General features: G+C 63.6%; 19 protein-coding genes. 9 read left to right on the top strand and 10 right to left on the bottom strand.

Annotated elements, in window-relative coordinates; genetic code table 11:
• Nucleotides 1-100 precede the first annotated feature (100 nt).
• Entirely contained in the window at nt 101-655 is a 555-nt protein-coding gene (locus tag RAD10_RS00605) for a hypothetical protein (RefSeq protein WP_461615910.1), read from the bottom strand.
• A gap of 236 nt (nt 656-891) precedes the next feature.
• Here RAD10_RS00605 and RAD10_RS00600 point away from each other — a divergent pair, with 236 nt between their 5' ends.
• Entirely contained in the window at nt 892-1,347 is a 456-nt protein-coding gene (locus RAD10_RS00600; RefSeq protein ID WP_461615909.1) for a cupin domain-containing protein, read from the top strand.
• A gap of 131 nt (nt 1,348-1,478) precedes the next feature.
• Here RAD10_RS00600 and RAD10_RS00595 read toward each other — a convergent pair whose 3' ends face one another.
• The 7 genes from RAD10_RS00595 to RAD10_RS00565 all read right to left on the bottom strand — a co-directional run bounded on the left by RAD10_RS00595 (nt 1,479) and on the right by RAD10_RS00565 (nt 7,276).
• Nucleotides 1,479-2,531: an amidohydrolase family protein gene (locus RAD10_RS00595; RefSeq protein ID WP_461615908.1), complete on the bottom strand. Its 1,053-nt coding sequence runs from the start codon at nt 2,529-2,531 to the stop codon at nt 1,479-1,481.
• Between the two features lie 272 nt (nt 2,532-2,803).
• The gene (locus tag RAD10_RS00590) at nt 2,804-3,325 is read right to left on the bottom strand and encodes a hypothetical protein (RefSeq protein WP_461615907.1); all 522 of its coding nucleotides are present in this window, start codon (nt 3,323-3,325) and stop codon (nt 2,804-2,806) included.
• A gap of 65 nt (nt 3,326-3,390) precedes the next feature.
• Entirely contained in the window at nt 3,391-4,203 is an 813-nt protein-coding gene (locus RAD10_RS00585; RefSeq protein WP_461615906.1) for an MBL fold metallo-hydrolase, read from the bottom strand.
• Nucleotides 4,204-4,262: 59 nt separating this feature from the next.
• Nucleotides 4,263-4,667 carry a type II toxin-antitoxin system VapC family toxin gene (locus RAD10_RS00580; protein WP_461615905.1) on the bottom strand — a complete coding sequence of 135 codons (405 nt, stop codon included), beginning with the start codon at nt 4,665-4,667 and terminating at the stop codon, nt 4,263-4,265.
• Nucleotides 4,664-4,918, bottom strand: coding sequence for an AbrB/MazE/SpoVT family DNA-binding domain-containing protein (locus RAD10_RS00575; RefSeq protein WP_461615904.1), 255 nt, complete (start codon nt 4,916-4,918; stop codon nt 4,664-4,666). Before RAD10_RS00575 ends, RAD10_RS00580 begins: the two co-directional genes overlap by 4 nt.
• An 85-nt stretch (nt 4,919-5,003) precedes the next feature.
• On the bottom strand, nt 5,004-6,530 hold the full coding sequence (locus RAD10_RS00570; RefSeq protein ID WP_461615903.1) for a permease: 1,527 nt from the start codon (nt 6,528-6,530) through the stop codon (nt 5,004-5,006).
• Nucleotides 6,527-7,276 (bottom strand): ABC transporter ATP-binding protein, encoded by a 750-nt coding sequence (locus RAD10_RS00565; RefSeq protein ID WP_461615902.1) that lies wholly within the window; start codon nt 7,274-7,276, stop codon nt 6,527-6,529. Before RAD10_RS00565 ends, RAD10_RS00570 begins: the two co-directional genes overlap by 4 nt.
• 262 nt (nt 7,277-7,538) lie before the next feature.
• Here RAD10_RS00565 and RAD10_RS00560 point away from each other — a divergent pair, with 262 nt between their 5' ends.
• The 6 genes from RAD10_RS00560 to RAD10_RS00535 all read left to right on the top strand — a co-directional run bounded on the left by RAD10_RS00560 (nt 7,539) and on the right by RAD10_RS00535 (nt 14,355).
• The gene (locus RAD10_RS00560) at nt 7,539-8,414 is read left to right on the top strand and encodes a branched-chain amino acid ABC transporter permease (RefSeq protein ID WP_091955829.1); all 876 of its coding nucleotides are present in this window, start codon (nt 7,539-7,541) and stop codon (nt 8,412-8,414) included.
• Nucleotides 8,415-8,419: 5 nt separating this feature from the next.
• Nucleotides 8,420-9,571 carry a branched-chain amino acid ABC transporter permease gene (locus RAD10_RS00555; RefSeq protein WP_461615901.1) on the top strand — a complete coding sequence of 384 codons (1,152 nt, stop codon included), beginning with the start codon at nt 8,420-8,422 and terminating at the stop codon, nt 9,569-9,571.
• The gene (locus RAD10_RS00550; protein WP_104465037.1) at nt 9,568-10,326 is read left to right on the top strand and encodes an ABC transporter ATP-binding protein; all 759 of its coding nucleotides are present in this window, start codon (nt 9,568-9,570) and stop codon (nt 10,324-10,326) included. Before RAD10_RS00555 ends, RAD10_RS00550 begins: the two co-directional genes overlap by 4 nt.
• A 3-nt stretch (nt 10,327-10,329) precedes the next feature.
• Nucleotides 10,330-11,118 (top strand): ABC transporter ATP-binding protein, encoded by a 789-nt coding sequence (locus RAD10_RS00545; RefSeq protein WP_091955832.1) that lies wholly within the window; start codon nt 10,330-10,332, stop codon nt 11,116-11,118.
• 91 nt (nt 11,119-11,209) lie between these two features.
• Entirely contained in the window at nt 11,210-13,048 is a 1,839-nt protein-coding gene (locus tag RAD10_RS00540; protein ID WP_461615900.1) for an AMP-dependent synthetase/ligase, read from the top strand.
• 107 nt (nt 13,049-13,155) lie between these two features.
• Nucleotides 13,156-14,355, top strand: a complete 1,200-nt coding sequence (locus RAD10_RS00535; RefSeq protein ID WP_104465039.1) for an ABC transporter substrate-binding protein — start codon at nt 13,156-13,158, stop codon at nt 14,353-14,355.
• A 133-nt stretch (nt 14,356-14,488) separates the two neighbouring features.
• On the opposite strand, the gene RAD10_RS00530 is transcribed toward RAD10_RS00535, so the two are convergent.
• Together RAD10_RS00530 and RAD10_RS00525 are read right to left on the bottom strand one after the other, a co-directional pair.
• Complete coding sequence (locus RAD10_RS00530; protein WP_461615899.1) at nt 14,489-15,601, bottom strand: lysozyme inhibitor LprI family protein; 1,113 nt, start codon at nt 15,599-15,601, stop codon at nt 14,489-14,491.
• A gap of 174 nt (nt 15,602-15,775) precedes the next feature.
• Complete coding sequence (locus tag RAD10_RS00525; RefSeq protein ID WP_461615898.1) at nt 15,776-16,507, bottom strand: transglutaminase-like cysteine peptidase; 732 nt, start codon at nt 16,505-16,507, stop codon at nt 15,776-15,778.
• Nucleotides 16,508-17,127: 620 nt separating this feature from the next.
• Here RAD10_RS00525 and RAD10_RS00520 point away from each other — a divergent pair.
• Nucleotides 17,128-22,575 (top strand): VCBS domain-containing protein, encoded by a 5,448-nt coding sequence (locus RAD10_RS00520; RefSeq protein ID WP_461615897.1) that lies wholly within the window; start codon nt 17,128-17,130, stop codon nt 22,573-22,575.
• A gap of 130 nt (nt 22,576-22,705) precedes the next feature.
• Nucleotides 22,706-24,937 (top strand): CHASE2 domain-containing protein, encoded by a 2,232-nt coding sequence (locus tag RAD10_RS00515; RefSeq protein WP_461615896.1) that lies wholly within the window; start codon nt 22,706-22,708, stop codon nt 24,935-24,937.
• Nucleotides 24,938-25,001 lie beyond the last annotated feature (64 nt).

Below are 25,001 nucleotides of genomic sequence, written 5' to 3'. Positions count from 1 at the left end.
GAGGTCTTGGTCTGTTGCGACATCTTGGATCCTCATGGTGAGGAGCGCCGTTTACGGCGCGTCTCGAACCATGCAGGCCGGGCATGTTCCGTAATTCAACTCACGCCGCCGCGTTGCGCAGCATCGGATTGTTGTCGATGCTGAAGCGGTTGAACAGTGTCGTGAACGGGCTGCCGTCGGTGGCCCGCACGATGGCGTCGGAAGCAGCGATCGCCTCGTAGAGCGCGCCGACGGGATCGTCCGCCTCGTCCATGTCGAGGCTCTTGAGGATCTCCTCGCGAGCCTCGTTGATCTCGTCCTCGTCGTCGAGCGTCGCCTCCAGCGCCTCCGCCGCACGCCGCATCTCCGCGAGGTCGCCGCCGCCGGAAAACTTAAGGATGTCGAGCCAATAGGGACGGGCGACGACGAGCTGGACGAACGCCTCGAACGTATCGGCGATAATTCCGGCGCGGCCCTCCGATGAGACGTAGAGCACATTCTGCGGCGGCAGCAGCACGAACGCTCCCCCGGAGCCGTCACTGCCGATCTGCCGGGGGGTCTCGATGCCGTCGATGGTGAACCAGGGCTCCTCGTCCGGCGCGAAGGAGACATCGAGGCTGACCAGCCAGGCGACGGCCTCACGATTGGCTGTCAGAACCTCGGGCGTGAGGGGCATCGGCGTGGCTCCGTTTTATGCTTCCGCGCACTTTGTCGCACCCCGGAAAAGATCGGTTCATGTGCTCGAATTTGCAGGGAAATCGCCGCGTTAACCGCTTCGCGCCTGCAACTTCCGGCTGATTGTCGGGGCCTGCGTAAGAAAGAATTAAAAACCGATGACTAGCGTTCCCGGCATCTTTCGAAACAATCCGGGCCGAGACCCGGCAATTTTTTATATATCCGCTGGGGAAGAAGATGTCGCGCGCATTGATTGAAATCGGTAGTTGCAATGTCGAGCTCGAGCTGCGGCCGATCGAGCCGTCCTGGATTATCGAGGGCAATCCCGTGTCGCGCTCGCACATCCTGTCCACCAGTGCCGACGGCACCGCCTCGACCATCATCTGGCAGTGCACCGAAGGCCGCTTCAACTGGTACTACGATATCGACGAGACGATCATGATCATGGAAGGATCGATCGTGCTCGAAAGCGACGGCATGCCGCCCAAGCGCTACGGCCCCGGCGACGTGATCTTCTTCCGCGACGGCGCGCATGCCAAATGGCATGTCGAAGGCCACGTCAAGAAGATCGCCTTCTGCCGCAAGACCAATCCCGTGATGATCGGCTTCCTGATCCGCGCCGTCAACAAGCTGAAGAAGATCTTCGCCTCCACCGGCGAGCGCCGTCCGGCCTCCCTGATGGGTGCCGGCTAGAGCATGATCTGGAAAAGTGTGCAGCGGTTTTCCGAAAAGATCATGCTCAAACAATAATCTCAATTCAAGAACGCTTCCCAGCGGCCACGACGGAAGAGGGGTCGGGATCAACATCCCGGCCCCTCTTCTCGTCATGACGGCAGCGCGAGCCGATAGACGTCGGTGGCGGTCTGCGAGAACAGCGCGGTCTTCTCGGCCTCGCTCAGGGGTGAGGCGATGCGCTTGAAGGCGTTGAAGATCACCTGGTAGCTGCACTGGCCCTTGTCCGGCGGGAAGTTGCTCTCGAACATCGCGCGCTTGGGTCCGAACGCCTCGATGCAGGTCTCGACGTAAGGCCGCCAGGCCGCGGCGAGCTCCTCGGATGACGGCGGCCTGTCGCGCAAGTGGAAGTCGTAGCCGAGCAGGCACATGGCGAGGCCGCCGAGCTTGACCACCACGTTCTCGCATGTCGCGATCTCGCGGATTGAGGCGCGCCATTGTGCAAACACCTCTTCGCGCCGCCCTGCAAAGCGGCCGACGCCGGCCGGGCCGCCGCAATGGTCGAGCACGATCCTGGTGTCGGGGAAGGCGCGCGCAAGCTCGGTCAGCTCGCCGATCTGCGGATGGAACAGCCACGCATCGAAGCTGAGGTTGAGTGGGGCCAGGCAGGCAAAGCCTTTGCGGAAAGCTGGATCCTGCAACAGCCCCTTCGGCCGGTTCGCATACATGCCGGCGACGACGGGGTCTTCGTCCCAGGCCGAGGAATGCCGGATGCCGCGGAAGCGGCCATTGCCGGCGGCGATCTCTGCTTCCAGCACCGGCTTGGCGGCCTCGCTCAGCAGCAGATTGGCGTGGCTGACGATGCCGGCGCAGATCGCCGCCTTGCCGTAAGCGCCGCTCGCGCTCATCGCGGCGACGCCGTTGGCGAACTCGACCTCGCCGACGGGCCGGAACGCTTCCGGCCCATGCGCGCGATACATCGAGCGGCAATCGACATAGACGGTCGCGATGACGTTGTGGCCGGAGGCGATGTCGGCCGCCATTTCCTCGATCAGATAGCGGTGGCCGCGATTCCAGAGATGGTGATGGGGATCGACGATCGGTCGCAAGGGATCAATGGTCTCCTCCTGATGCAGCGCGAGCCAGTCCTCGCGCGGCTCGACGAACAGCCCGCTCGTATTGCCGGGCACGCTGCTTGCAGCCATCGGTGTCCGCTCCCTGTTGTCTTTTGAGGGCGGAGCCTAACATCTCACACGCACGCACAGCAGCGCGTATTGCTCAGAGCACCACAGCAGCGGCGTAGCACGTGCGCTCCCTCTCCCGCTTGTGGGGAGGGCCGGGGTGGGGGTGTCTCCGCAATGGGACACTCCCGATGCGGAGAAAGCCCCATCCGGCGCTGCGCGCCGACCTCCCCGGCAAGCGGGAGAGGTTGCAGCGAGCCCGGAGCCCGCGGCTTCAACCAACAGCCATCAGGTCTTTAGCTCTTCCGCCGCTCCGTCTTCACATCGACCATCAGCCGCCAATCGGCCACGGCGGATGGCTTGACCTCGCCGAGCCAGTGAAAGGAATCGCCGGTGATTTCCGTAAAGCTCCAGCGCGTCAGTTCGCCGGCCTCCGTCGTGCCTTCCTGCACGATGTCGGCGCCGCGCGGCCGGCCGATCTGCTGGCGGAAGACGCTGCGTCCGGGATCGAACCAGGAAATCCGCCACGCATCGATGGTCGGATCGTAGACGCGCAGCGTCGTGCCGTACCAATTGCCGGCAATCGGAAAGGCCTGAGAGCCTGCGGGACGCGGGATGATCCAGACGTCCTGGACCGCGCGTCCCTCCAGCACCCAGCCAAAATGGATATCGCCGCGCGCGGTATGTTTGGTTCCATCGAGGCCGTGCGCCGTGATTTCGGCGTCCCAATCGCCGACAAAGCGGCCGTAAAGCTGCAGCGCCGCGGCGTGCTCGGAATTCGGTCCATCGGCGTGCAATAGTCGCGCAAAGTCGTTCATGTCGATCTCCTGTTGCGAGGAGATCAGCACCGAAAGACGGCAGAAGGCTTGGAGAAAATTGCGCCTCAGACACCGTCGAGGATGATCACCGTCGGCTTCGACGGCAGCGCATCCCGCGACATCCGGAACGACCGCTCGGAGCGCCGGTCGATCTCGAACTGCTGGCCGATCCGGCGCATGAAATCGTCGAGCGGGGTGGCGAAGCGATGCATCGGCAGCACCACCGAAGCGCGCAGCCGCCTGGTGATCTCGGAGACGCCGTCCAGCGACATTGTGTAGGTGCCGTCGATCGGCACCATCACGATATCGAGCCGTCCGATCTGGGCGAAATGGCTGTCGTCGAGCTTGTGATGGAGGTGGCCGAGATGGCCGATGCAGAGGCCGGCGACCTCGAAGATGAAGATCGAATTGCCGTCGCGGATCATGTCGGTGCCGGCGTCGTCGCCGAAATAGCGGCGGATGTCGGTCGTGACATTGCGGATGAAGGCGTCACTGATGCGCTCCGACACGATCGCCGGCTTGCCGTCCTCGCCCCAACCATGCAGCACGTGAGGAATGCGCTTATCGGGAAACAGAGAGTAGTGCGTGCTGTGGGCCCGGTTCATGGTCACGACGTCGGGCAGCGGCCCGACCTGGTAGGCGCCGCTATAATCGGTCGCGATGCGCAAGCCGCCGGGCGTGTCGATGAAATAGGTGGAATGGCCGGCATAGGTAATCTCGACCTCGGCCGTGCCGGCCGCGGGCCGGAACGCAACCGGCATGGCCTGCGGTGCCGCGTTGGCCATCGCCAGGCATTCGCTGCGCTGTGGCTGCTGGGCGAAGGCAGGGGCGGCCAGCCAACTGAGAAACGCAAGAGCCGCCAGCAATGGTCGAAACATGCAGAACCGTCCGCCGCTCATCGACGATCTGCTGAGTGTATCTACGAATTATCCTCGCGTCATGTGGCGCCGGCCAGCCGCGCCAATCCGCCGCTTGTCTCGATCAGTTTCACGGCTTTCCTGTCGAAGGACACGAAAGTGTCGGCTCCAAGCCAATTGCCTTCATGGGCGATGACGCCATCGGCGAAATCGCCCCCGGCATCGAGGAACGCCAATCCAGCCTCGGCTGCCGGCCGATCGACGACGGCATTGGAGGCATTGATCAAATGCCGGATCGAAGCCGAGATATTCTCAGCCGAAGTTTTGTAGCCTCGAGAGAGAACCCAGGCCAGCTCGCACAGTGCGGGGATCGAGATGGCTATTAGGTCTGCCTTCTTGAGAAGGGCTTCGGCCACCTTGCTCTGTTCGGCGTCATCCCCGACCAGAACGCGCACCAACACGTTCGTGTCGGGCGTTATCTTCATCGCTTGCCGGTCCAGGCGTCAGCGATGACTTCGTTCATCTCCTCGATCGACAATGATCGACCGTTCGTTTTTCCTCTCAGGAAACCGAAGGCATCCGAAATCTTTCCGACGGGCCGAGCTGCCTTCACCTCAACCCGCCCTCCAGGAAGCTTCTCTATCGAGATCTTGTCGCCGGGATGCACACCGAGGTGCTCCAGGAGATCCTTCCGCAGCGTAACCTGCCCCTTTGCCGTGACAGTAAGCGTGCCCATGGGATCCTCAATCCTTGATAGTCGATAGGTAAGGTAATTTAGCCTTACTTTCAAGTGAGGCAGGCAAGGCGCCTCTCACACGCCTTCAGTCCCGCCTTGGGCTGAACTTCCAGGTGATCGCAACGAGGCTGGCGGTGATCAGGCCACTGAAGAGGCCGGCGATGGGGAGCGCAAGCAGCAGTGCCGCGGTTGCGGCCCAGCCAATCGAGGAGAACGCCTCCGCGAAGGTCGCGAGCCGCGACGAGGTCTGGCGGCGGCGGAATTGGCTGCGCCGGGCCTGCACCCGGAACCAGAGCTGGATCGCGGTCGCGGAGGCCGCGCTGAGGATGATCGCGCCGGCACTCACGGCAGCCTGGATCGGTGCGGCCAAGGCCAGCGCGGCGATCAGCGGGCAGAAGATCACGGCGATCGCGATCAGCACCACCTCGATCTTGGCGCGGATGACGGCGGATGGCGTCAGCGGCGCAGTCGCGACCAGGTCGGGGGCGTCCTCGCCGGAGATCGTCAGCCAGGCCAGCCCGCCGGCAAGCTGTCCGGCCGCCATCACGACGACCGGCGTGATCAGCGTCAGCGCCGCGGAGCTGTCGGCAAAATTGCGCCAGAGCAGCAGCGCCGGCGGCACCAGATAGAGCAGCTGCATCAGGGTCTGCGAGATCAGCCAGGGATCGCGCCAGAGCAGCGAGAATTCCTTGCGCCGCAGCGCCTGCTGCCGCGACCCGGCGCGGAACGGGCGCTCCTTCGCGCGCCTGCTGCCGGAGGTGCCGTAAGCGGCGGCATCGATCGCCGTGTCGGCAAAGCGGTGCGAGAAGATCGCCATGACGCTTCCAAGCAGCACCAAAGCGAGCGCCAGGAGCGGCAGCAGCGCTTCGCTGTCGCCCATCGCCGCCCGCGCCGGCCACCACAAGATGCTGTCGACATCGGGGGCATGGGCGGCGACGCTGCCTGAGGTCAGGATGGTGAAGCGCGACAGTGTGCCGTAGGACATGATCGCCGCGATCTGGAGCGCGATCACGAAGCCGGCGCCGATGATCGCGGCGAGGATCTGGGCGATCAGGCGCGTGCGCGCCGGGCCGATCAGGCGAAACAACAGGATGGTGACGGCGATCGCGACCGCCGCGGCCGACAGGCCCATGGCGACGACCACCCCGAATGCGCTGAGCCAGCGCGCGCCGCCGCCGATCACGAGCACGTCGATGAAGGGCGTCGAGAACAGCAGCGCGATCGCGGTGACGGTCAGCGCGATCGCGGCGATGCGGACCGAGAACAGATTGGCGAGCGTCGCCGGCGAGGACATGATCAGGTCGAGATCGGCGCGGGCGTAGAACACCCGCGTCACCGATTCGATCGCCTGTGACAGCATCAAGGTCCAGGCGAGAAAGATCGTCGCCGAGATCACGATCAGCGAGGATTTGTCGAGCGGCAGCTGCAGATCGGCGAAACGGCCGATCACCGCCCAGGCCGGCAGATGCAGCAGTGCGGCGAAGCAGATGAGACCGATGACGGCGGCGCGCGCCCGCTTGCGCCGTCCGCCGGTCATCATGGCGAACCATTCGCGCCAGGCGAGCCGGAGCTCGTGGCGTGCGAACCAGGAGAGCGCGGTTGCCGAGCTCATGCGGCTTCCGGAAGCGTCACCAGCGCGATGAAGAGATCTTCCAGGCTGGTGTCGGCATGGCCGTTCTGCTGGCGCAGCTCGGTCAGCGTGCCCTCGGCCACCAGGCGGCCCGAGGCGATCACGCCGATGCGGTCGGCCATGCGCTCGGCGACTTCGAGAATATGCGTGGTCATGATGACGGTGCAGCCGGCGCGGACACGCTCGCTGAGCAGGCCCTTCACGTGGCGGGCGGAGACGGCATCGAGCCCCGTCAGCGGCTCGTCGAGAATGATGAGGCGGGGATCGTGCACCAGCGCGCCGGCGAGAGCGACCTTCTGGCGCATGCCCTTGGAAAAGCCCTCGCAGCGCTCGTGCCGATGCGGCTCCAGGCCGAGCGAGCCGAGCAGGTCCTGCGCGACCGGCTTCGAGACCGATGGCGCGATGCCCCAGAGGCCGGCGACGAATTCGAGATATTCGAGCGGGGTCAGCTTGTCGTAGATCATCGGCTCGTCGGAGACCCACGCCATCACCTGCTTGGCGGCGACGGGATTTTCGAGCGCATCGATGCCGAAGATCGAGACCGCGCCGGCATCGGGCCGCAACAGGCCCGCAACCATGCGCAAAGTGGTCGTCTTGCCGGCGCCGTTGGGGCCGACCAGCGCATAGAATTCGCCGGCGTGAATGGTGAGATCGAGGCTGTCGACCGCCAGACGGTCAAAACGCTTCGTTAACCCCAGGACTTCCAGTGCCGACTTGTCCCGCTTCATGACGGCCACACTATCCGGTTTTGCATCGCTCGTGACCATGATCCCAAGATGTTTCGGCACCGTGAATCTACGGCCCACAAATTCCGCCATCCGGTTTCGACTAATGGCAAGTCACCGTTTGTTGACAGCGCTGAACGGTTCAGGCTGAATTGGTTCCGGACAAATGGCGCTAACGCAGCGAAACGACTGCGCAGCGACTGGACACAAGATGCGGCAAGGCGGTCAGGAAGAACCGGCGGTCGCATCGGGAGGACGCGCGTCAATGCTGGATTTCGTTCAGCAGCTGGTCAGCGGTGTTGCGCTCGGCTGCGTCTATGGCCTGATCGCGCTCGGCTTCGTGCTCGTCTACAAGGCCACCGAGGTCGTCAACTTCGCCCAGGGCGATCTGATGATGCTCGGCGGCTTCTTCGCCTTCACCTTCATCGGCATGATGGGCTTGAACTACTGGATCGGCTTTGCCGGTGCGGTGGCCGCGATGGCGCTGTTCGGCATGCTGGCGGAGCGCGTGGTGGTGCGGCCGATCCTCGGCTATCCGCAATTCTCCATCATCATGGCCACCATCGGGCTCGGCTATTTCCTGCGCTCGGTCGCCGGCATGATCTGGGGCACCGATGATCTGAAGATCGAGACTCCGTTCAGCCAGGGTGTGCTCCGCATCGGCTCGCTGGTGCTCGCCTACGACAAGCTCTCGGTGATCGCGGCGACGATGATCCTGTGCACGCTGCTCTATCTCTTCTTCAACAAGACAACGCTCGGCACCGCGATGCGCGCCAGTTCCGAGAACATGCTCGCGGCCTACTACATGGGCATCCCGGTCAAGCGCGTGGTGTCGGTCGTCTGGGCGATCAGCGCGGCCGTCGCGACCTGCGCCGGCGTGCTGCTGGCGCCGATCACCTTCATCCATTCCAATGTCGGCCTCGTGCTCGGCCTGAAGGCGTTTCCCGCCGCGGTCCTCGGCGGCTTCGGCTCGATCCCGGGCGCCGTGGTCGGCGGCGTCCTGATCGGCGTGATCGAGAGCATGGCCGGCTTCTACCTGCCCGAAGGCTGGAAGGATGTGGCGCCCTACCTCGTGCTGCTCGCCGTGCTGCTCTTGAAGCCAGAAGGCCTGTTCGGCCACCACGTCCGCAAGAAGGTCTGAACGCCATGCGCTTCCTGTTCAAGACCGACTATGAGGACGACATCAAGCTGTTTCCGCATTCGGGCTATCTGGTCTCGTACGGCATCCTGCTCGCACTGCTGCTGATCGCGCCCTTTGTGCTCTCCAGCTATCTGATGAGCCAGCTCGTCTTCGTCTGCATCTATGCGATCGTCGGCGTCGCGCTGCTGATCCTGACCGGCTTTACCGGCCAGGCCTCACTCGGTCACGCCGCGTTCCTCGCCATCGGGGCCTACACGGCGGCATACTTGCAGAAGTACAACGTGCCGTTCCCGGTCTACTTCCTCGCCGCCGGAGGTTTGACCGGCATCATCGGCGCGATGGTCGGCTTTCCCGCTTTGCGCCTCACCGGCATCTACCTCGTCATCGCCACCATCTCCTTTGCCCTGATCGTCGAGGAGATCCTGGCGCGCTGGGAGAGCGTCACCCACGGCAACGAGGGCATGCGGGTGAAGACGCTGTCGCTGCTCGGCGTCACCGTCCCGCGCGACAGCCCCACCTTCTATTTCCTCTGCCTCTCAGTGCTGGTGCTGACCATCGTCGGCACGCTCAATCTGCTGCGCTCGCCGACGGGGCGTGCCTTCGTCGCGATCCGCGACAGCGAGACGGCGGCGCGCAGCATGGGCGTCAACGTCGCGCTCTACAAGGTGAAGTCGTTTGCGATCTCGGCGGCGATCACCGGCTTTGCCGGCGTGCTGTTCGCCCACAAGCTCTCCTTCATCTCGCCGGAGATGTTCACGCTCCAGCTCTCGATCGAGTTCATCATCGTGATCCTGATCGGCGGCACCTTCAGCCTGCACGGCGCGGTGCTGGGAGCGATTTTCATCGTGATGATCGATCCGTTCCTGACGTATCTGAAGGACGACATGCCCGGCATGATCGCCGGTATTGCCGCGACGTTCGGGGCCGGCACGGCCACCGCGGGAAACATCCAGTCGAAGGTCGCGGCCTTCGCCTCGCTCAACGGCCTCAAAGGCGCGATCTACGGCATCATCATCGTGCTGTTCGTGCTGTTCGAGCCGCTGGGTCTCTATGGCCGCTGGCTGAAGATAAAACTCTTCTTCCAGCTGTTCCCGCTCTACAAGCGCGCCACCTTCAAGCGGCAGAAGATCTACGTGAAGTCGGAGCGGAACCGATGAGCTATTTCCGCGCCGAGAATTTGTCGCTGCATTTCGGGGGCCTCAAGGCCGTCGATGCGGTCTCGTTCGCGGTGGAGAAGGGCGAGATCCTGTCGATCATCGGGCCGAACGGTGCCGGCAAGAGCTCGATCTTCAACCTGATCTCGCGGATCTACCGGCCGACCTCGGGCCGCATCTTCTTCGAGGACCAGGATATCACGGAAGAGCCGCCCTACGACATCGCCAAGCTCGGCATCGCCCGCACCTTCCAGAACATCGAGCTGTTTGAGAATGCGACCGTGCTCTCCAACCTCCTGGTCGGCCGTCACCGGCACTCGACCACGCAGCTCTGGCAGGAGCTCTTGTTCCTGCCGAGCGTGCGGGCCAACGAGAAGGTGCACCGCCGCAGGGTCGAGCAGGTCATCGAATTCCTCGATCTCGAACCCTACCGCGACAAGCTCATCTCCGGCCTGCCTTACGGCGTGCGCAAGGTGATCGAGCTGGCGCGCGCGCTGTGCTCGGAGCCGAAGCTGATCCTGCTCGACGAGCCGTCGTCCGGCCTCAATGTCGAGGAGACCGACGACATGTCGTTCTGGATCCGCGACATGAAGAGCGAGCTCGGCATCACCGTGCTGATGGTCGAGCACGACATGTCGCTGGTCAACCGCGTCTCCGACCGCGTCATCGCGCTCAACTACGGTCGCGTGCTGGCGATGGGCTCGCCCGCCGAGGTGCAGCAGCATCCCGACGTCGTCGCCGCGTATCTGGGAGCTTGACGCATGGACGCCGCCGTCACGCCCGAGATCATCCTGAAGCTCTCCAACATCGAGAGCTATTACGGGCCGATCATGGCGATCCGCGGCATCTCGCTGGAGGTGCCGCGCGGCCGCATCGTCACCCTGCTGGGGGCGAACGGCGCCGGCAAGACCACGGTGCTGAAGACCATCTCGGGCATTCTCGACCCGCAAAAGGGCTCGATCGAATTCCTGGGCAAGCCGATCCAGCGCATGGAGGCCGACCGCATCGTGCGGCTCGGCCTCAGCCATGTGCCGGAGGGACGCGAGGTGTTTCCGTTCCTGTCGGTGCGCGAGAACCTGATGATGGGGGCCTATCCGCGCAAGGACCGTGACGGCGTCGCGGAGGACCTCGAGCGCGTCTATGGTTACTTTCCGCGGCTGAAGGAGCGCATCAACCAGCCGGCCGGCCAGCTCTCCGGCGGCGAGCAGCAGATGCTGGCGATCGGCCGCGCCCTGATGAACCGGCCGACGCTGCTGCTGCTCGACGAGCCGTCGCTCGGCCTGTCGCCGCTGCTGGTGAAGGAGATCTTCACCATCATCCGCCGCGTCAACGAGGAGCAGGGCATGTCGATCCTGCTGGTCGAGCAGAACGCCAAGGTGGCGCTGGAGACGGCGCATTACGGCTACGTGCTGGAGATCGGCCGTATCGTGATGAACGACACCTGCGACCGCTTGATGCATTCCCAGGACATCCAGGAGTTCTACCTTGGCGCCAAGGAAGCGGGCGCGCGGGGCGAGCGGCGCTGGAAAAAGAAGAAGACGTGGCGGTGAGGAAGAGCTGGCAGTAAGATGAGCTTGCCATCCGCAATAGAGACCGCCGGCAAGGCAGGCAGCGGAGGCAGGCGACAAGGAGGAGAGGTGCATGGCCCGACCGGCGGTGCTGACGGTCGCTGATACGATCGCGAAGAGCTTCTTGCGCGCTGCGGAGACGCGGGGCGATCGGCCGGCCATCCGCGAGAAGAAATTCGGCATCTGGCAGCCGACCAGCTGGCGCGAATGGCTGGCGATATCGAAAGAGATCGCCTACGCGCTTCATGCGACCGGCTTCATGCCCGGCGACGTCGCCTCCATCATCGCCAACGCCGTGCCGGAATGGGTCCATGCCGACATGGGCATCCTGTGCGCCGGCGGCGTCGCTTCGGGCATCTACCCGACCGACGCATCGTCCCAGGTCGAATATCTCATCAACGATTCCCGGACCAAAGTGATCTTCGCTGAGGACGAGGAGCAGCTCGACAAGATCCTCGCCTGCCGCGCGCGCTGCGCGAGCCTGCAGAAGATCATCGTGTTCGATATGGAGGGCCTCAGCGGTTTCTCCGACGACATGGTGATGTCGCTCGACGAGTTTCGCGCGCTCGGCCGCAATCACATGGTCGGCCGCGAGGCGCTGTGGCAGGAGATGATCGACAGCCGCGGCGCCGGCGATCTCGCGATCCTGGTCTATACGTCCGGCACCACCGGTCCCCCTAAGGGCGCGATGCACGCCAACCGCAGCGTCACGCACCAGATGCGTCACGCCAACGACTTCATCCCGGCGCAAGAGGACGAGGACAGGCTGATCTTCCTGCCGTTGTGCCACGTCGCCGAACGCATCGGCGGATACTACATCTCGGTCGCACTCGGCTCGGTGATGAATTTCGCCGAGAGCCCGGAAACCGTGCCGGACAATTTGCGCGAGGTGCAGCCGACCGTCTTCCTCGCGGTCCCCCGCATCTGGGAAAAATTCTACTCCGCCATCACCATCGCGCTGAAGGATGCGACCCCGCTCCAGCAATGGGTCTATCGCCGCGCCATCGGCATCGGCTATCGCATGGTCGATTACCGGATCGAGGGCAAGGCGCCGCCGCTGTCGTTGCGCCTCGCAAGCCGGATCGCCTACCGGGTCGCATTCCGCAACATCCGCCGCATGATCGGGCTCGATCGCTGCCGCGTCGCCTTCACCGGCGCAGCGCCGATCGCGCCGGAGCTGATCCGCTGGTATCTCGCGCTCGGCATCGACATGCACGAGCTCTACGGCCAGACCGAGAATTGCGGCGTCGCCACCATGATGCCGGCGACGCGGATCAAGCTCGGCTCGGTCGGCACCGCCGTGTCCTGGGGCGAGGTCGCGCTGTCGCCCGAAGGCGAGATTCTGATCAAGGGCGACTTCCTGTTCATGGGCTATCTCAACCAGCCGGAGAAAACGGCGGAAGCGATCGATCAACGCGGCTGGCTGCACACCGGCGACGTCGGCACCATCGACAATGAAGGCTTCGTCCGCATTACCGACCGCATGAAGGACATCATCATCACCTCCGGCGGCAAGAACGTCACGCCGTCCGAGATCGAGAACCAGCTCAAATTCTCGCCCTACATCTCCGATGCCGTCGTGGTCGGCGACAAGCGGCCGTATCTGACCTGCCTCGTGATGATCGACCAGGAGAACGTCGAGAAGTTCGCCCAGGACCACGACATTCCCTTCACCAACTACGCGAGCCTGTGCCGAGCGACGGAGATCCAGGACCTGATCGGGCGCGAGATCGAGCAGGTCAACGGCAATTTTGCTCGCGTCGAAACCATCAAGAAGTTCTATCTGATCGAGCGCCAGCTCACGCCGGAGGACGAGGAGCTGACGCCGACCATGAAGCTGAAGCGCGGCTTCGTGAACAAGCGCTACGCCGCCGAGATCGAGGCGATGTATCGCCAGCGCGCGGTTGCTTGAGCATGATCCGGAGGATCATGCTCAAGAGAGATGGATTTGAGAAAACGGCGAAGGCTTGAGAGGCCCGATCCTTCGCTCAACACGGGCCACTGAAGGAGGAGACTGCAATGTCGAAATCGCTGAAGGCGCTGGGCCTGGCGGTGAGCGCCCTTGCGCTGACCTGTCTGCCGGCCGCCGCTCAAACCAAGGTCACCAACGAGGGCATCTCGGCATCCGAGATCGTCATCGGCACGCATCAGGACCTGTCGGGCCCGATCAAGGGCTGGGGCGTGCCGGTCTCCAACGGCATGAAGATGGCGGTCGAGGAGATCAACGCGGCGGGCGGTGTCCAGGGTCGCAAGATCAAGCTTGTCGTCGAGGATAGCGGCTACGATCCGAAGAAAGCCGTGCTGGCTTCGCAAAAGCTGATCGAGCGCGACAAGATTTTCGCGATGGTGGGACCAATGGGATCGCCGACCGTGCTCGCTGCGCAGGATATCCTGCTCGACGCCGGCGTGCTTCAGCTCTTCCCGCTGACGGCGGCCGAGTTCACCTTCAAGTTCGATGCGGCTAAGCCGCAGGAGCGGCTGAAGTTCAACAACCTCCTGCCCTATGTCGAGAGCACGCGCGCGGCGCTCAAATACATGATTGAGGCAAAGAATTTCAAGAAGCCGTGCATCATGCATCAGGATGACGAGTACGGAAAAAACGTGCTCGATGGTTTTAACCAGCAGCTCGCCGCCATGAAGGTGCAGCCGGCCTCGATCACGAGCTACAAGCGCGGCGCCTCCGACTTCTCGGCGCAGGTCGCCAAGATGAAGTCCGACGGCTGCGACCTCGTCGTGCTCGGCGCGGTCCTCCGTGAGCCCATCGGCACCATGACCGAGGCAAGGAAGCTCGGCTGGGAGGTCACCTTCCTCGGTGCCACGCCCGTCAACGTGCTCGAAGTGCCGGCGCTCGGCAAGGAAGTGGTGGAAGGCTTGTATGCCGCTTCGAACTTCGAAATTCCCTACGAAGACACCGCGAAGGGAAAGGTGAAGGACTGGCTCGTCAATTACAAGAAGATGTTCAACGCCGACGCCAACACTCAGGCGATCATCGGCTACAATGCGGTGATGACGTTCGCGCATTATGCCAACAAGGCTGGCAAGGAACTCACTGGCCAGAAGATGCTCGACGCGCTGGAGTCCGGCGACAAGTTCCAGGATATCTTCAATTCGCCGCCGACCGTGTTCTCAAAGACCAACCATCTCGCCACCACCGTCACCCAGGTGCAGCAGGTGAAGAACGGTCGTTGGGTCCTGGTGAAGGACAATCTGATGTTTTGATCTTCGCCTCTCCCCGCGTGCGGGGAGAGGCTGGTGAGGGGGAGCCTCCGCGAGTCTCGCTCGTACTGAATTTGCGGAAGCAGCCCCTCACCCCAACCTTCTCCCCGTAAGAACGGGGAGAAGGAAGAAGCACCTACGATCCCCCGCTCGCGGTCCCGGAATTCACCGGCGCCAGCTCGTCCTCGCGGCAGCGCCAGCCGTCGGCGGCTTTGACGAACGCAAAAGTGCGCTGGATCCTCAAGCGGCGCGTCACGTTGAAGGCTTCCGCCGAACGCTCCTTGTTGGCGGCGCCCGGCTGCGGAAGACCCGTCCTGGCATCCCAGCAGGTGCCGGTGCAGCTGGATGCGACCTTGCTGCACATGGTGAAGGGCGCCAGCACCGCCATCTCGATTTCGCCGGTGACCTGGGCCTCCTGCTCGGTCACCTGGCTGTCGAGCGCGTAGACGCGGTTGATGCGGAGGAAGCTGCCGCACGAATTGGCCGCATGGATCCGTGCCGCGCAGAAGTCGACCGCGTCGGTGTCGGGGATGCGGGCCGCGACCTGCCGGCCGAACACCTTCTTGGGATCGCCCTTCGCCGCGCGGATGTCGTCGGCTTTGTGCTTCAAATGATCGGCGAGGCAATCCTCTGCGGATTCGAGCTCCTGGAGCGGCACGTTCTCCTTGCCGACCAGATTGCATTTGCGATCGCGCTCTCGTGTCCACCTGCCATATTCGGCGAAGGCAAAGCGCGCTGCGGTCGGGTCCAGCTTGCCGATCAGGCCGAGCACCTGGCCATTGAGCTCCGTTTCGGCAAGTGCCAGCGACGGGTCCGCACAAATCACCGCGCCCGCCGCGGTGTTGGCTGCGAGGCAGTCGAAATCCGGATCGCGCAGGATCGCGGCGCGCTCCTCGGTCACCTTGAGCAGGCACGCCTTCACCCGCTCGAAATCGTCGGGGCGGATCGCGGTCTGGCCGACGATGCCGCAGCCGAGATTGCGCTGGCGGATCCAGATCGCATTCTCCTCGATCGCAGGCAGGCGATCGGGCAGGCGGGCGAGCCGCGCCTCGATCGCGGTGTTCAGCTTCTCGGCGGCGGCGGCAAGCGTGGCATCACCGCAGAACAATTGATTGCCGGGGTCGCGAATCTGCTGGCAGTTGTTCTTGGCGAACAGCGGCAGCCGATCGGCGATGGAGCGGTCGGACTGCGCTGATGCGGGTGAGGCGAGCGCCAGCAGCGCAATCACAGTCAGCACGATGAACCGCATTCCCGTCGCCCCCGCAAAGCCGTGGCCATGCTAGCCGCCCGGATCGCGTGGTGGAATGGGTTTTTGGTGAACGGAGGTTCGTAGCCCGGATGGAGCGAAGCGTAATCCGGGATTCGTGCGACAAGCGACAGCGGCCCCGGATTGCGCTGCGCTCCATCCGGACTGCAAGATGGATCAGCGCGCCTCGGCGGCGACCATCGAGACCTGCATCGGTTCGTCGACATATTTCATCACGGCCGACTGATGGAGCGCGAACAGCGGCTGGTAGTTCCGCGCGGCGTCGTCCTCGACCATCGCCATGCGGCGGTTGTCGAGCATCAGCCAGTGGCCATCGAGGCGCGCGGCGACAACCGCATGCTCCTCGCCGGCCCTGACGTCGCGCACCACGAGGATGCGGAGGTCCTCGGCGGCCACGCCCGCCAACCGCAGCGCGGCCAGCTTGGCGATGGCATAGTCCTCGCAATCGCCGGCACCGCGCGCGAAGGTCGCCAGCGGCGAGCTCCAGACGTCGTCGATGCCGTCATTGGCGGCCCGGATGGCAAGGTTGATGGCGCGGTTGGTCTCGCCGAGCCGGGCGCGGCCGTCGCGGGCGCGGGCCTGGTCGACGATGGCGAGCAGCTTCAGGGCCGCCGGCGAAGCGCAATTGTCCCGGTCACCGTCGCATAGCGCGAGCTGCACCATGTCGCCGTCGAGCTTGTCCTTCACCGCGAGCCATTTCTGTTGCAGGCTGCCGGCGGAGATGGCGAAGGCGAACACGCCGAACGGCTCGGCGGATTTGCGCACGAGTAGGCCTGCGCCCGGCGACAGCAGCGTGCCGGCGCGAAGCTCGGCGGTCGATCCACACAGAACCAATCCGCACAGGACAAGGATTGCGCGCCAGGCGCGCGAGCGAGCAGCGGTCTCCATCTGACATCCCCTTCCAGCTTCGCCAGATCCCCCTCGACCTGAACGTGCCGGGCTTTGTTGCTTTCGCGGAGATAGTGCGAGACGGGCCGTTTTGTTCTGCTTAACGCACCCGGCTGGGGTTCCAAAACCGGGGAACAGGCTGAAACGGCCCCGTCCAAATTGCGTAAAATTTTACGATTCGACGGCTAGAGGTGTCCGGCCGCCGCGAAATCGAGCCAATTGCAGACACAAGTTGTGGCAGTGCCGAATCTGGGCCCTATGGCTTTACCGACCCCCTATTTCATGGGGTTCTGTTAGTTAGGTCACAGATTTAACTCCGTATTTGCCGCAGGATGCTGCGGGACCTCGCGAAGGAAAGATAACGCAAGTATCTGTTTCGTCACTATACGGCAGATTACTTTGGATGACTGGAAATGCGTGGAAACAGGCCGAATTCGACTTCCGAGTATTTCAACGATTACTTTCGCTTCTCTGCGGCGGCGCCAGGCTGTGGGGCCTCCTGGGGCCAAGTGATGCGAAATCACACAAGCAATAGATGGTATCGCTAAGGACTTGCTAATGCTATGCAAGCTTAGGCAGTTGATACTTACCTAAATTTTAACCCTTTATACGGTGACCGGTTGAATTACGCTGGCCAATTTGACGCCGCGATTCCTTTGGACGGCCAGGGTTCCCGTTCGCCCGGCGGCGCTCATGTCGATTCCTTTACGGCGAAAGCGCATGGCCACGTGCCTGAGGGCGCGTTCGTTGTTCCCGACCCCAACCTGATCTTCAACGGCGAATTCAAGCGGGCGGGTCTCGATCTCGTGCTGTCCCACGAGGGACACGAATTCGTCGTTCACGATTATTTCAGGGGCGACAAGCGTGCCGCGCTCGCCTCACCCGACGGCGCCCATCTCACCGGCGAAATTGTCAACGCGCTCACGGGCCATGTCCAGGTCGCTCAAGCCGCCCCCGGCGGCGCTGCCGCGGCCCAGGTCATCGGCCACGTCACAAAACTGTCCGGCAGCGCGACCGCAATCCGCAACGGCGTCTCGGTCATCCTGAACAACGGCGACAACGTCGAGAAGGGTGACGTGGTCTCGACCGGCGCGGATTCCACGCTCGGCATCACCTTCATCGACGGCACCGTGTTCGGCCTGTCCTCGAATGCGCGGATGGTGCTGAACGAGATGGTCTACGACCCCAACGGGTCGAGCAACTCCTCGCTGCTGAGCCTGGTCGCCGGCACCATCACCTTCGTCGCCGGCGAGACCGCCAAGCACGGCGACATGAAGATCGACACGCCGGTTGCCACCATGGGCATCCGCGGCACCGCCGTGCTGACCCAGATCAACTTCGTCGTTCCTGCCGGTGGCGGCGATCCGCAGCCGCAGGCAAGCTTCCAGGTACTGGTCGAGCCGAACGGCACGACGGGCTCCTATATCCTGTTCGACAAGGTCACGCTGCTGCCGATCGCGACGGTCAACCAGGCCGGCCAGATGATCCAGATCAGCGGCGGCAACGTCTCGATCTCCAATGCGCTGATGTCGCCGGACGTTCAGAAGCTGATCACCGACGTGTTCACGCTGAAGTTCACCGACAACAACACCAACACCAAGCTGACCACGAACTTCACCGACACGCTCACGCCGATGAGCCTGGACGTGGTGTTCAAGTCGGGGGGCGGCGCCGTCGCGACCGCGACATTCGTCAATCTCAATCCGCAGGGATCGGAGGCGCCCAGCACGTCCGCGCCGCCCATCGTTCGTATCCCCGGCCAGCCGATTGTGCAAAGCTTCGACGCCGGCGGCAACGTGAAGACGGCGTTCGCGCTGACCGAGCGTGCTGACGCGACCGGCGACACGCATTCCGATACGATTTCCGGCCTGATCAGATTCGTCGATCAAAACCTCGGCGACCGGCCGACGGTGAGCATCAGCCTCGCCGAAGCGCCGAACTACGTCTACAAGGACGCCGGCCAGCACGACGTCACCGGCTCGCTCTCCGCGCTCCAGAAGCAGGACATTGCGGCGACCCAGATCCAGATCAACGTCGCCCCCGACGCCGGCAACAACAACAACGGCTCGGCGGTCTGGACGTACACGATCCCGGACAAAGTCTTCGACTTCCTCGCGGCCGGCGAAACGCTGACGCTGACCTATCTGGTCCGCGTCGACACCAATTTCGCAGTCAATCCAGAGTCCAGATTCATCCCGATCACCATCACGGTCACGGGAACGAACGACAAGCCCACCGTCGCGACGTTGGGCGGAACCGTCATCGAGAAGGTCGGAACGGGCAACGAGACTCTGGATACCATCACGGGCACCGTCACCTTCACCGACGTCGATCTGACGGACCGCCCGATCGTGAGCGCGGCGCTCTCGTCGACCCAGCCGTTCAAATATCTCGATGCCGAAGGCAACGATATCACGTCGACCCTGACACCGCAGCAGCTCGCGGCGATCGCCGCCGTCGAGGTGCCGCTGACCGTGGTACAGGGCGCGGGAAACGGCAACAACGGCTCGGCCACCTGGACCTACAGCGTTCCCGACCATCTGTTCGATTTCCTCGCCAAAGGCGAGAAACTGACCCTCAATTACGTGGTGCAGGTCGATGACGGGCACGGCGGTGTCGTCAGCACGCCGGTTACCGTGTCCATCGACGGCGCGGACGTCAATGTCGAGGGCACCAACGACGTTCCGACGATCGTCGAAGATCTGACCACGCCGACCGGTGCGGTGACCGAGGATACGGCGGCCACGCTCGCCGCCAACGGCACCATCACGTTCAACGATCCTGATCTCACGGATACGCACACCGCGAGTTTTTCGCTGAAGTCGACGATTTCAAGCGCGCACCTGCCGGGCTTCAGCGACGGCACCTCGCATATCGGCACGTTCGCGCTCGCCCCCGTGGTTGAAAGCCCGGGCGCCAGCTCCCGCGGGTCAGTGGGCTGGACCTTCACACTCGACGACAACGACCCGGTGCTCCAGTCGCTGGCCGAAGGGCAGACCATCACGCAGGTCTATACCGTCAGGATCGACGACCATCACGGTGGGACGGTCACCCGGGACGTCACGGTCGTCATCACCGGCAAGAACGACGCGCCGACCGTGACCAGCAGTGCCGCGGCGGCAACGGGCAAAGTGATCGAGGATACCGGCCTGACGCTGTCGATCGACGGCACGCTGGCGATCCAGGATCTCGACCTGATCGACACCCATGCGGCGCAGGCGGTGTTCAAGTCCTCATCCATCAGCTCGGCTCTGCCGGGCTTCGATGCCGACAGCACGCACATCGGCACGTTCACGATCGATCAGTCGGTGCTCGAGTACAATACCGACACGAGCAATGGCGCGACGCTGGGTTGGCATTTCAGCCTCGACAACAGCAATGCAATGCTGCAGTCGCTGGCGCAGGGCCAGACCATCACGCAGGTCTACACCGTTACGTTCGACGATCATCATGGCGGTACCGTCAGCGAGGACGTCACCGTCACGATCACAGGCGTCAATGATGCACCGACGATCACGAGCGATGCCGCCGCAGCGACGGGCGCGGTGACCGCGGATGAGAGCGCCTCGCTCACAGCCGACGGCACGCTGGCGATCCAGGATTTGGACCTGACCGACACCCACACGGCGGCGTGGTCGTTCAAATCTTCGTTCGTCAGCTCGGACCTGCCGGGCTTCGGGACCGGCTCGCATATCGGCACCTTCACGATCGATTCGTCGGTGTCCGAATCCAGCACTGACGGTAACAACGGTGCGACGTTGGGCTGGCACTTCACGCTCGACAACAGCGATCCCGTGCTGCAGTCGCTGGCGAAAGACCAGACCATCACGCAGGTCTACACCGTCACGTTCGACGACCAGCACGGCGGCAAGATCAGCCAGGACGTCACCGTCACCATCACCGGCACCAACGATGCGCCGGCGGTGTCCTATGTCACATCGAGCTACATGAACTTCGACGGCCAGACCATCGCGGTCGGCGAGGTGCCGACGGTCGCGTCCGATGGGGTTACGCTGGATGGCTGGGTAAACTGGAACGGCGGCGCTGCGCCCGACGGCCAGGTCTTGTTCTACAACGGCAATACCTCGACAGCCGGCTTCGGTCTTATCGGTACCGTCGTCAGCGGCAATCTGGAGATCGAAATTCTCGAGGGAGGCGTCGATATCCTGGATACCGGCTTCGCGCTCACTGCAGGGCAATGGCATAACCTCGCCTTGACGCGCGATCAGGGCACCTTCACGCTTTTTGTCGATGGGAATGCCGTCTACTCCCACAGTGGAGGCGTGAACGCGGTCGGCAGCGGCCAGGATCCGTCCTACATGATGATCGGGGCCGCAAGCGACAGGTACGCCCCCGGCTTCGGGGCGCAGGGCTTCACCGGCTCGATCGCCGATGTCAGCGTCTGGACCACCGCGCTCACGCAAGTGCAAATCCAGTCGATCGATTTCACCGCGCTCACCGGCAACGAGGCGAATCTGGCCGGGTATTACCAACTCGGCGACGGCAGCGGGACCACGGTCGCCAATACGGTCAACCCCGCCAAGAGCCTCGCCATCGAGGGCGATGCGGATTGGGCCAGCGGCACCTCCGGGCCGGGCGGCGCCGTTGCCGATTTGATGGAAACCAATGCCGGCCAGCTCGCGCATGGCGTGCTGGCGGTCTCCGACGTCGATGTGACCGATCACGTCACGGTGTCGGTCAGCCAGGTGCGGGCCTATCTCAGTGGCGTGCTGCAAACGGGCAGCGTCGGCGGGCTGTCGAATGCCGACCTCTTGGGCGATCTCACGGTCCCCTCGGGCGACATCCTCGACGGCACCGCGACTCATACGCAGTTCACCTGGAACTTCAATTCGCACGGGCAGGCGTTCGATTTCCTCGCCGCCGGCCAGACGCTGTCGCTGCAATACACCATCGTTCCGTCGGATGCCGAGGGCGCTGGCACGAGCGCAGTCGTCACCGTCAACATCGCCGGCAGCAACGACGCGCCGACGCTTGCAGATCTCCACATCGGTCCGCTCTCGGACACGGCTGCTGCCGACACCTTCTGCGATCTGACCGGAATGTTGGCGGGCAACGATGTCGACACCGGCGAGACGGCGACGCTGACCTATGCCGTCATCAACGCGGATCACCATGCGGCAACGACAGCTGGCGGACTTTACGGGACGCTGACGGTCAATCCCGATGGCAGCTACAGCTACGTTCCGAACGCCGCCGCGATCAACGCGCTGGCCGATGGATCCTACGCGGATATTTTCACGGTCCAGACTACGGATGTGCACGGTGCAACCGGCACGGCCACGCTCACGGTGGACGTGACCGGGGCGAATGAGGCCGCCGGCCCCGTCATCGACACCACGCGCTTTTCCGTCTGGCACGACAACGAAGGCAACACCGACTTCATCACGGGTCTTGCGGTGGCCGATACCGATCCCGGCGCCGCGACGGATGACTTCAAGATCACGGCCGTGACCGCGCATGATCCGGATAGCACTGTCTCTCCGGCGGCGGCGAGCGGCAGCCTCGACGACATCAATTTGCTCCTCGCAGATGGCATCACCTACGATCCGGGTGACACGCCGCCGGCCATCGAGCAGATCACGCTGACGGTTACGGACAAGACCACCGGCCTGTCCGATACCGTCAACTTCATCTTCAACGAGGCCGACGACACCGGCCAGAGCGTCATCCTGGAAGGCACCAGCGGCAAGGACGTCATCTTCGCGACCGATACCAACGATACGCTGACCGGCGGCGGTGCCAAGGATCAGTTCGTGTTTGCGCCGGGGTTGATGTACGATGGCAACGGACAGCCCGTCACCGATTTCTCGCACACCATCACCGATTTCACGGTGGGCCTGGACAAAATCGACCTGCGTCAGTTCTCGGATGTGAGCTCGACGAGTAACCTCGCCATCGCCCAGCAGTTGAATGGCGACACCCTGATCACCTGGAATCAGGAAATCACGCAGCAATCCGGACCGATACAGGAACACGAGTCGCTTCTGCTCAAGAATGTGGTTGCCGCAAATCTTCGGGCCAGCGATTTCATCTTCCACACCACCTGAGCCTCGGCTCGCCGGTTCGTGACCACGGCAAAAAATCCATAAGCCTCAGGCGCCAGGGCATAGCCAATCCCGCGCCGACGCTCCATGATCGGTGCGCCCGGCATGGTCCGGGGCAGGAAGTCCTACTGAAATGAAGCGTCTCAAGATCCTGCGGCGGTGGTTTGCGCGCAAGTTCGGCTTTGCCCGGCTGATGTGCCTTGCGCTGCTGGTCGTGTTCGCCGGCGCGCGCCTGTGGGACCCGCCGCCGATCCAGGAATTGCGGCTGCGTACCTTCGACATGTTCCAGCTGATCGATCCCAGGCACAAGACATCGCGGCCGGTCGTCATCGTCGACATCGACGACAAGAGCCTCGCCAGGCTCGGGCAGTGGCCGTGGTCGCGCACGCGCATCGCCGACCTGATCCAGAACCTCACCAATAGCGGCGCGGTGGCGATCGGCTTCGACGTGGTGTTCTCGGAGCCCGATCGGCTCAACCCGGATCTGGTCGCGAGCCAGATGCGCTATCTGGACGACGCTACCCGCGCCAAGCTGCGCGAGCTGCCGAGCAATGACCAGGTCCTCGCTGACGCGATCAAGCGCTCGCGGGTGGTGCTGGGTGAGACCGGGCTTCCAGAGGTCCTGTCCGAGCTCGACAAATCGCTTCCGTTCACGGGCGTGGCTACGCTCGGGGAGGACGGGGCCGAGCGCTTCCTGTTCGAATTCCCCGGCCTGCTCCGCAACGTGCCGATCATCGAGAAGATCGCGGCCGGTCGCGGGCTGTTCTCGATCCGGACCGAGCGTGACGGATTGATCCGCCGCGTGCCGATGATCATGCGCGCCCAGGGCAACATCATGCCCTCGCTCAGCCTCGAGATCCTGCGTGTCGTCACGGGAACGCCGACCCTGCTGGTCCGCACGGACAAGGCCGGTATCAGGTCGATCCGCCTCAAGGGTCTGGAAGTTCCGACCGACAAGAACGGTCAGCTCTGGGTGCACTATGCCCGCCGGGACCCTTCGATCTATGTGTCCGCGGTCGACGTGCTCGACAACAGCCTGCCGCCCTCCAGGTTCGCCGGCAAGCTGGTGCTGGTCGGTACCTCTGCGGGCGGATTGAACGACATCAAGACCACGCCGGTGTCCCGGGCCATGCCGGGGGTCGAGATCCACGCCCAGGTGCTGGAGAGTGTGCTGAGCGGCGCGGTGATCTCGCAGCCGAATTATGCGCTCGGCGTCGAATTGCTGGCCGCGCTCGTCATCGGCCTGCTCGTGATCATCTTCACGCCGAATCTCGGCCCCGTGCGCCTCGTGCTCGCGGGTGCGACCTTCGCCGCGATCCTGGTCGGCGTGTCCTGGTTCTTTTACGCGCAGTACCGCTACCTGATCGATTTCACCTATCCGCTGCTCTCGACCACCGCGGTCTATCTGACGCTGATCTTCGCGAGCTTCGTGCGCGAGCAGCGCCAGCGCGTGCAGATCCGCGGGCAGTTCGCGCAATACATGTCGCCGGTTCTGGTCGAGCAGCTGGCGCAGTCGCCGGAAAAGCTCGTGCTCGGCGGCGAAGAGCGCGAGATGACGATCATGTTCTCGGACGTGCGCGGCTTCACCACGATCTCGGAAAGCTACAAGCAGGACCCGCAGGGCCTGATTGCGCTGATGAACCGCTTTCTGACGCCGCTCACCGATGTGATCATCGAGCGGAAGGGCTACATCGACAAATACATGGGCGACGCCATCATGGCGTTCTGGAACGCGCCGCTCGACGATGCCGAGCACGAGGTCAACGCCTGCGAGGCCGCGATCCAGATGCTGGAGCAGATCGACGCGGTCAACAAGGAGCGCGAGCAGGAAGCCGCCGACGGCGGTCATGTCTACATTCCGCTCAATGTCGGCATCGGCCTCAACACCGGCATCGGCGTGGTCGGCAATATGGGATCGGACCTGAAGAAGAATTATTCGGTGCTCGGCGACAGCGTGAACCTGGCTTCACGCCTGGAAGGCCAGTCGAAGGAATACGGCTTCCCGATCATCGTCGGATCCAGGACCGCGCTTGCCGCCAAGGACAAGTTCGCGATCCTCGAGCTCGACTTCATCATGGTCAAGGGCAAGACCGAGCCGGAGGTGATCTACGCCATCGCCGGGCGCGAGGACGTGATGCACTCAGGCGCCTTCCAGCGCCTGCGCAACATCACCATCGAGATGCTCGGCTGCTACCGCGGCCGCGACTGGCAGGGCGCACTCGATGCGATCGAACGCGGCCGTCGCAGCGAAGATGCTGACACGCTGGAAAAGCTGTTCAGGCTCTACGAGGCGAGGATCAAGGATTTCCAGCTCAACCCGCCGCCGGAAGGCTGGACCGGGGCGTATGCGCTGCTGACGAAGTAGTAGCCACAATCACCGCTCTCGTAGGGTGGGCAAAGGCGCGGTAGCGCCGTGCCCACGATCTTGC

Source organism: Bradyrhizobium sp. 23AC, assembly GCF_054863025.1.
This window is presented reverse-complemented; position numbering and strand designations above follow the sequence as displayed.

Coding starts and splice junctions, on each gene's coding strand:
- RAD10_RS00605 (WP_461615910.1), bottom strand. CDS start 655: ATGCCCCTCACGCCCGAGGTTCTGACAGCCAATCGTGAGGCCGTCGCC.
- RAD10_RS00600 (WP_461615909.1), top strand. CDS start 892: ATGTCGCGCGCATTGATTGAAATCGGTAGTTGCAATGTCGAGCTCGAG.
- RAD10_RS00595 (WP_461615908.1), bottom strand. CDS start 2,531: ATGGCTGCAAGCAGCGTGCCCGGCAATACGAGCGGGCTGTTCGTCGAG.
- RAD10_RS00590 (WP_461615907.1), bottom strand. CDS start 3,325: ATGAACGACTTTGCGCGACTATTGCACGCCGATGGACCGAATTCCGAG.
- RAD10_RS00585 (WP_461615906.1), bottom strand. CDS start 4,203: ATGTTTCGACCATTGCTGGCGGCTCTTGCGTTTCTCAGTTGGCTGGCC.
- RAD10_RS00580 (WP_461615905.1), bottom strand. CDS start 4,667: ATGAAGATAACGCCCGACACGAACGTGTTGGTGCGCGTTCTGGTCGGG.
- RAD10_RS00575 (WP_461615904.1), bottom strand. CDS start 4,918: ATGGGCACGCTTACTGTCACGGCAAAGGGGCAGGTTACGCTGCGGAAG.
- RAD10_RS00570 (WP_461615903.1), bottom strand. CDS start 6,530: ATGAGCTCGGCAACCGCGCTCTCCTGGTTCGCACGCCACGAGCTCCGG.
- RAD10_RS00565 (WP_461615902.1), bottom strand. CDS start 7,276: ATGAAGCGGGACAAGTCGGCACTGGAAGTCCTGGGGTTAACGAAGCGT.
- RAD10_RS00560 (WP_091955829.1), top strand. CDS start 7,539: ATGCTGGATTTCGTTCAGCAGCTGGTCAGCGGTGTTGCGCTCGGCTGC.
- RAD10_RS00555 (WP_461615901.1), top strand. CDS start 8,420: ATGCGCTTCCTGTTCAAGACCGACTATGAGGACGACATCAAGCTGTTT.
- RAD10_RS00550 (WP_104465037.1), top strand. CDS start 9,568: ATGAGCTATTTCCGCGCCGAGAATTTGTCGCTGCATTTCGGGGGCCTC.
- RAD10_RS00545 (WP_091955832.1), top strand. CDS start 10,330: ATGGACGCCGCCGTCACGCCCGAGATCATCCTGAAGCTCTCCAACATC.
- RAD10_RS00540 (WP_461615900.1), top strand. CDS start 11,210: ATGGCCCGACCGGCGGTGCTGACGGTCGCTGATACGATCGCGAAGAGC.
- RAD10_RS00535 (WP_104465039.1), top strand. CDS start 13,156: ATGTCGAAATCGCTGAAGGCGCTGGGCCTGGCGGTGAGCGCCCTTGCG.
- RAD10_RS00530 (WP_461615899.1), bottom strand. CDS start 15,601: ATGCGGTTCATCGTGCTGACTGTGATTGCGCTGCTGGCGCTCGCCTCA.
- RAD10_RS00525 (WP_461615898.1), bottom strand. CDS start 16,507: ATGGAGACCGCTGCTCGCTCGCGCGCCTGGCGCGCAATCCTTGTCCTG.
- RAD10_RS00515 (WP_461615896.1), top strand. CDS start 22,706: ATGAAGCGTCTCAAGATCCTGCGGCGGTGGTTTGCGCGCAAGTTCGGC.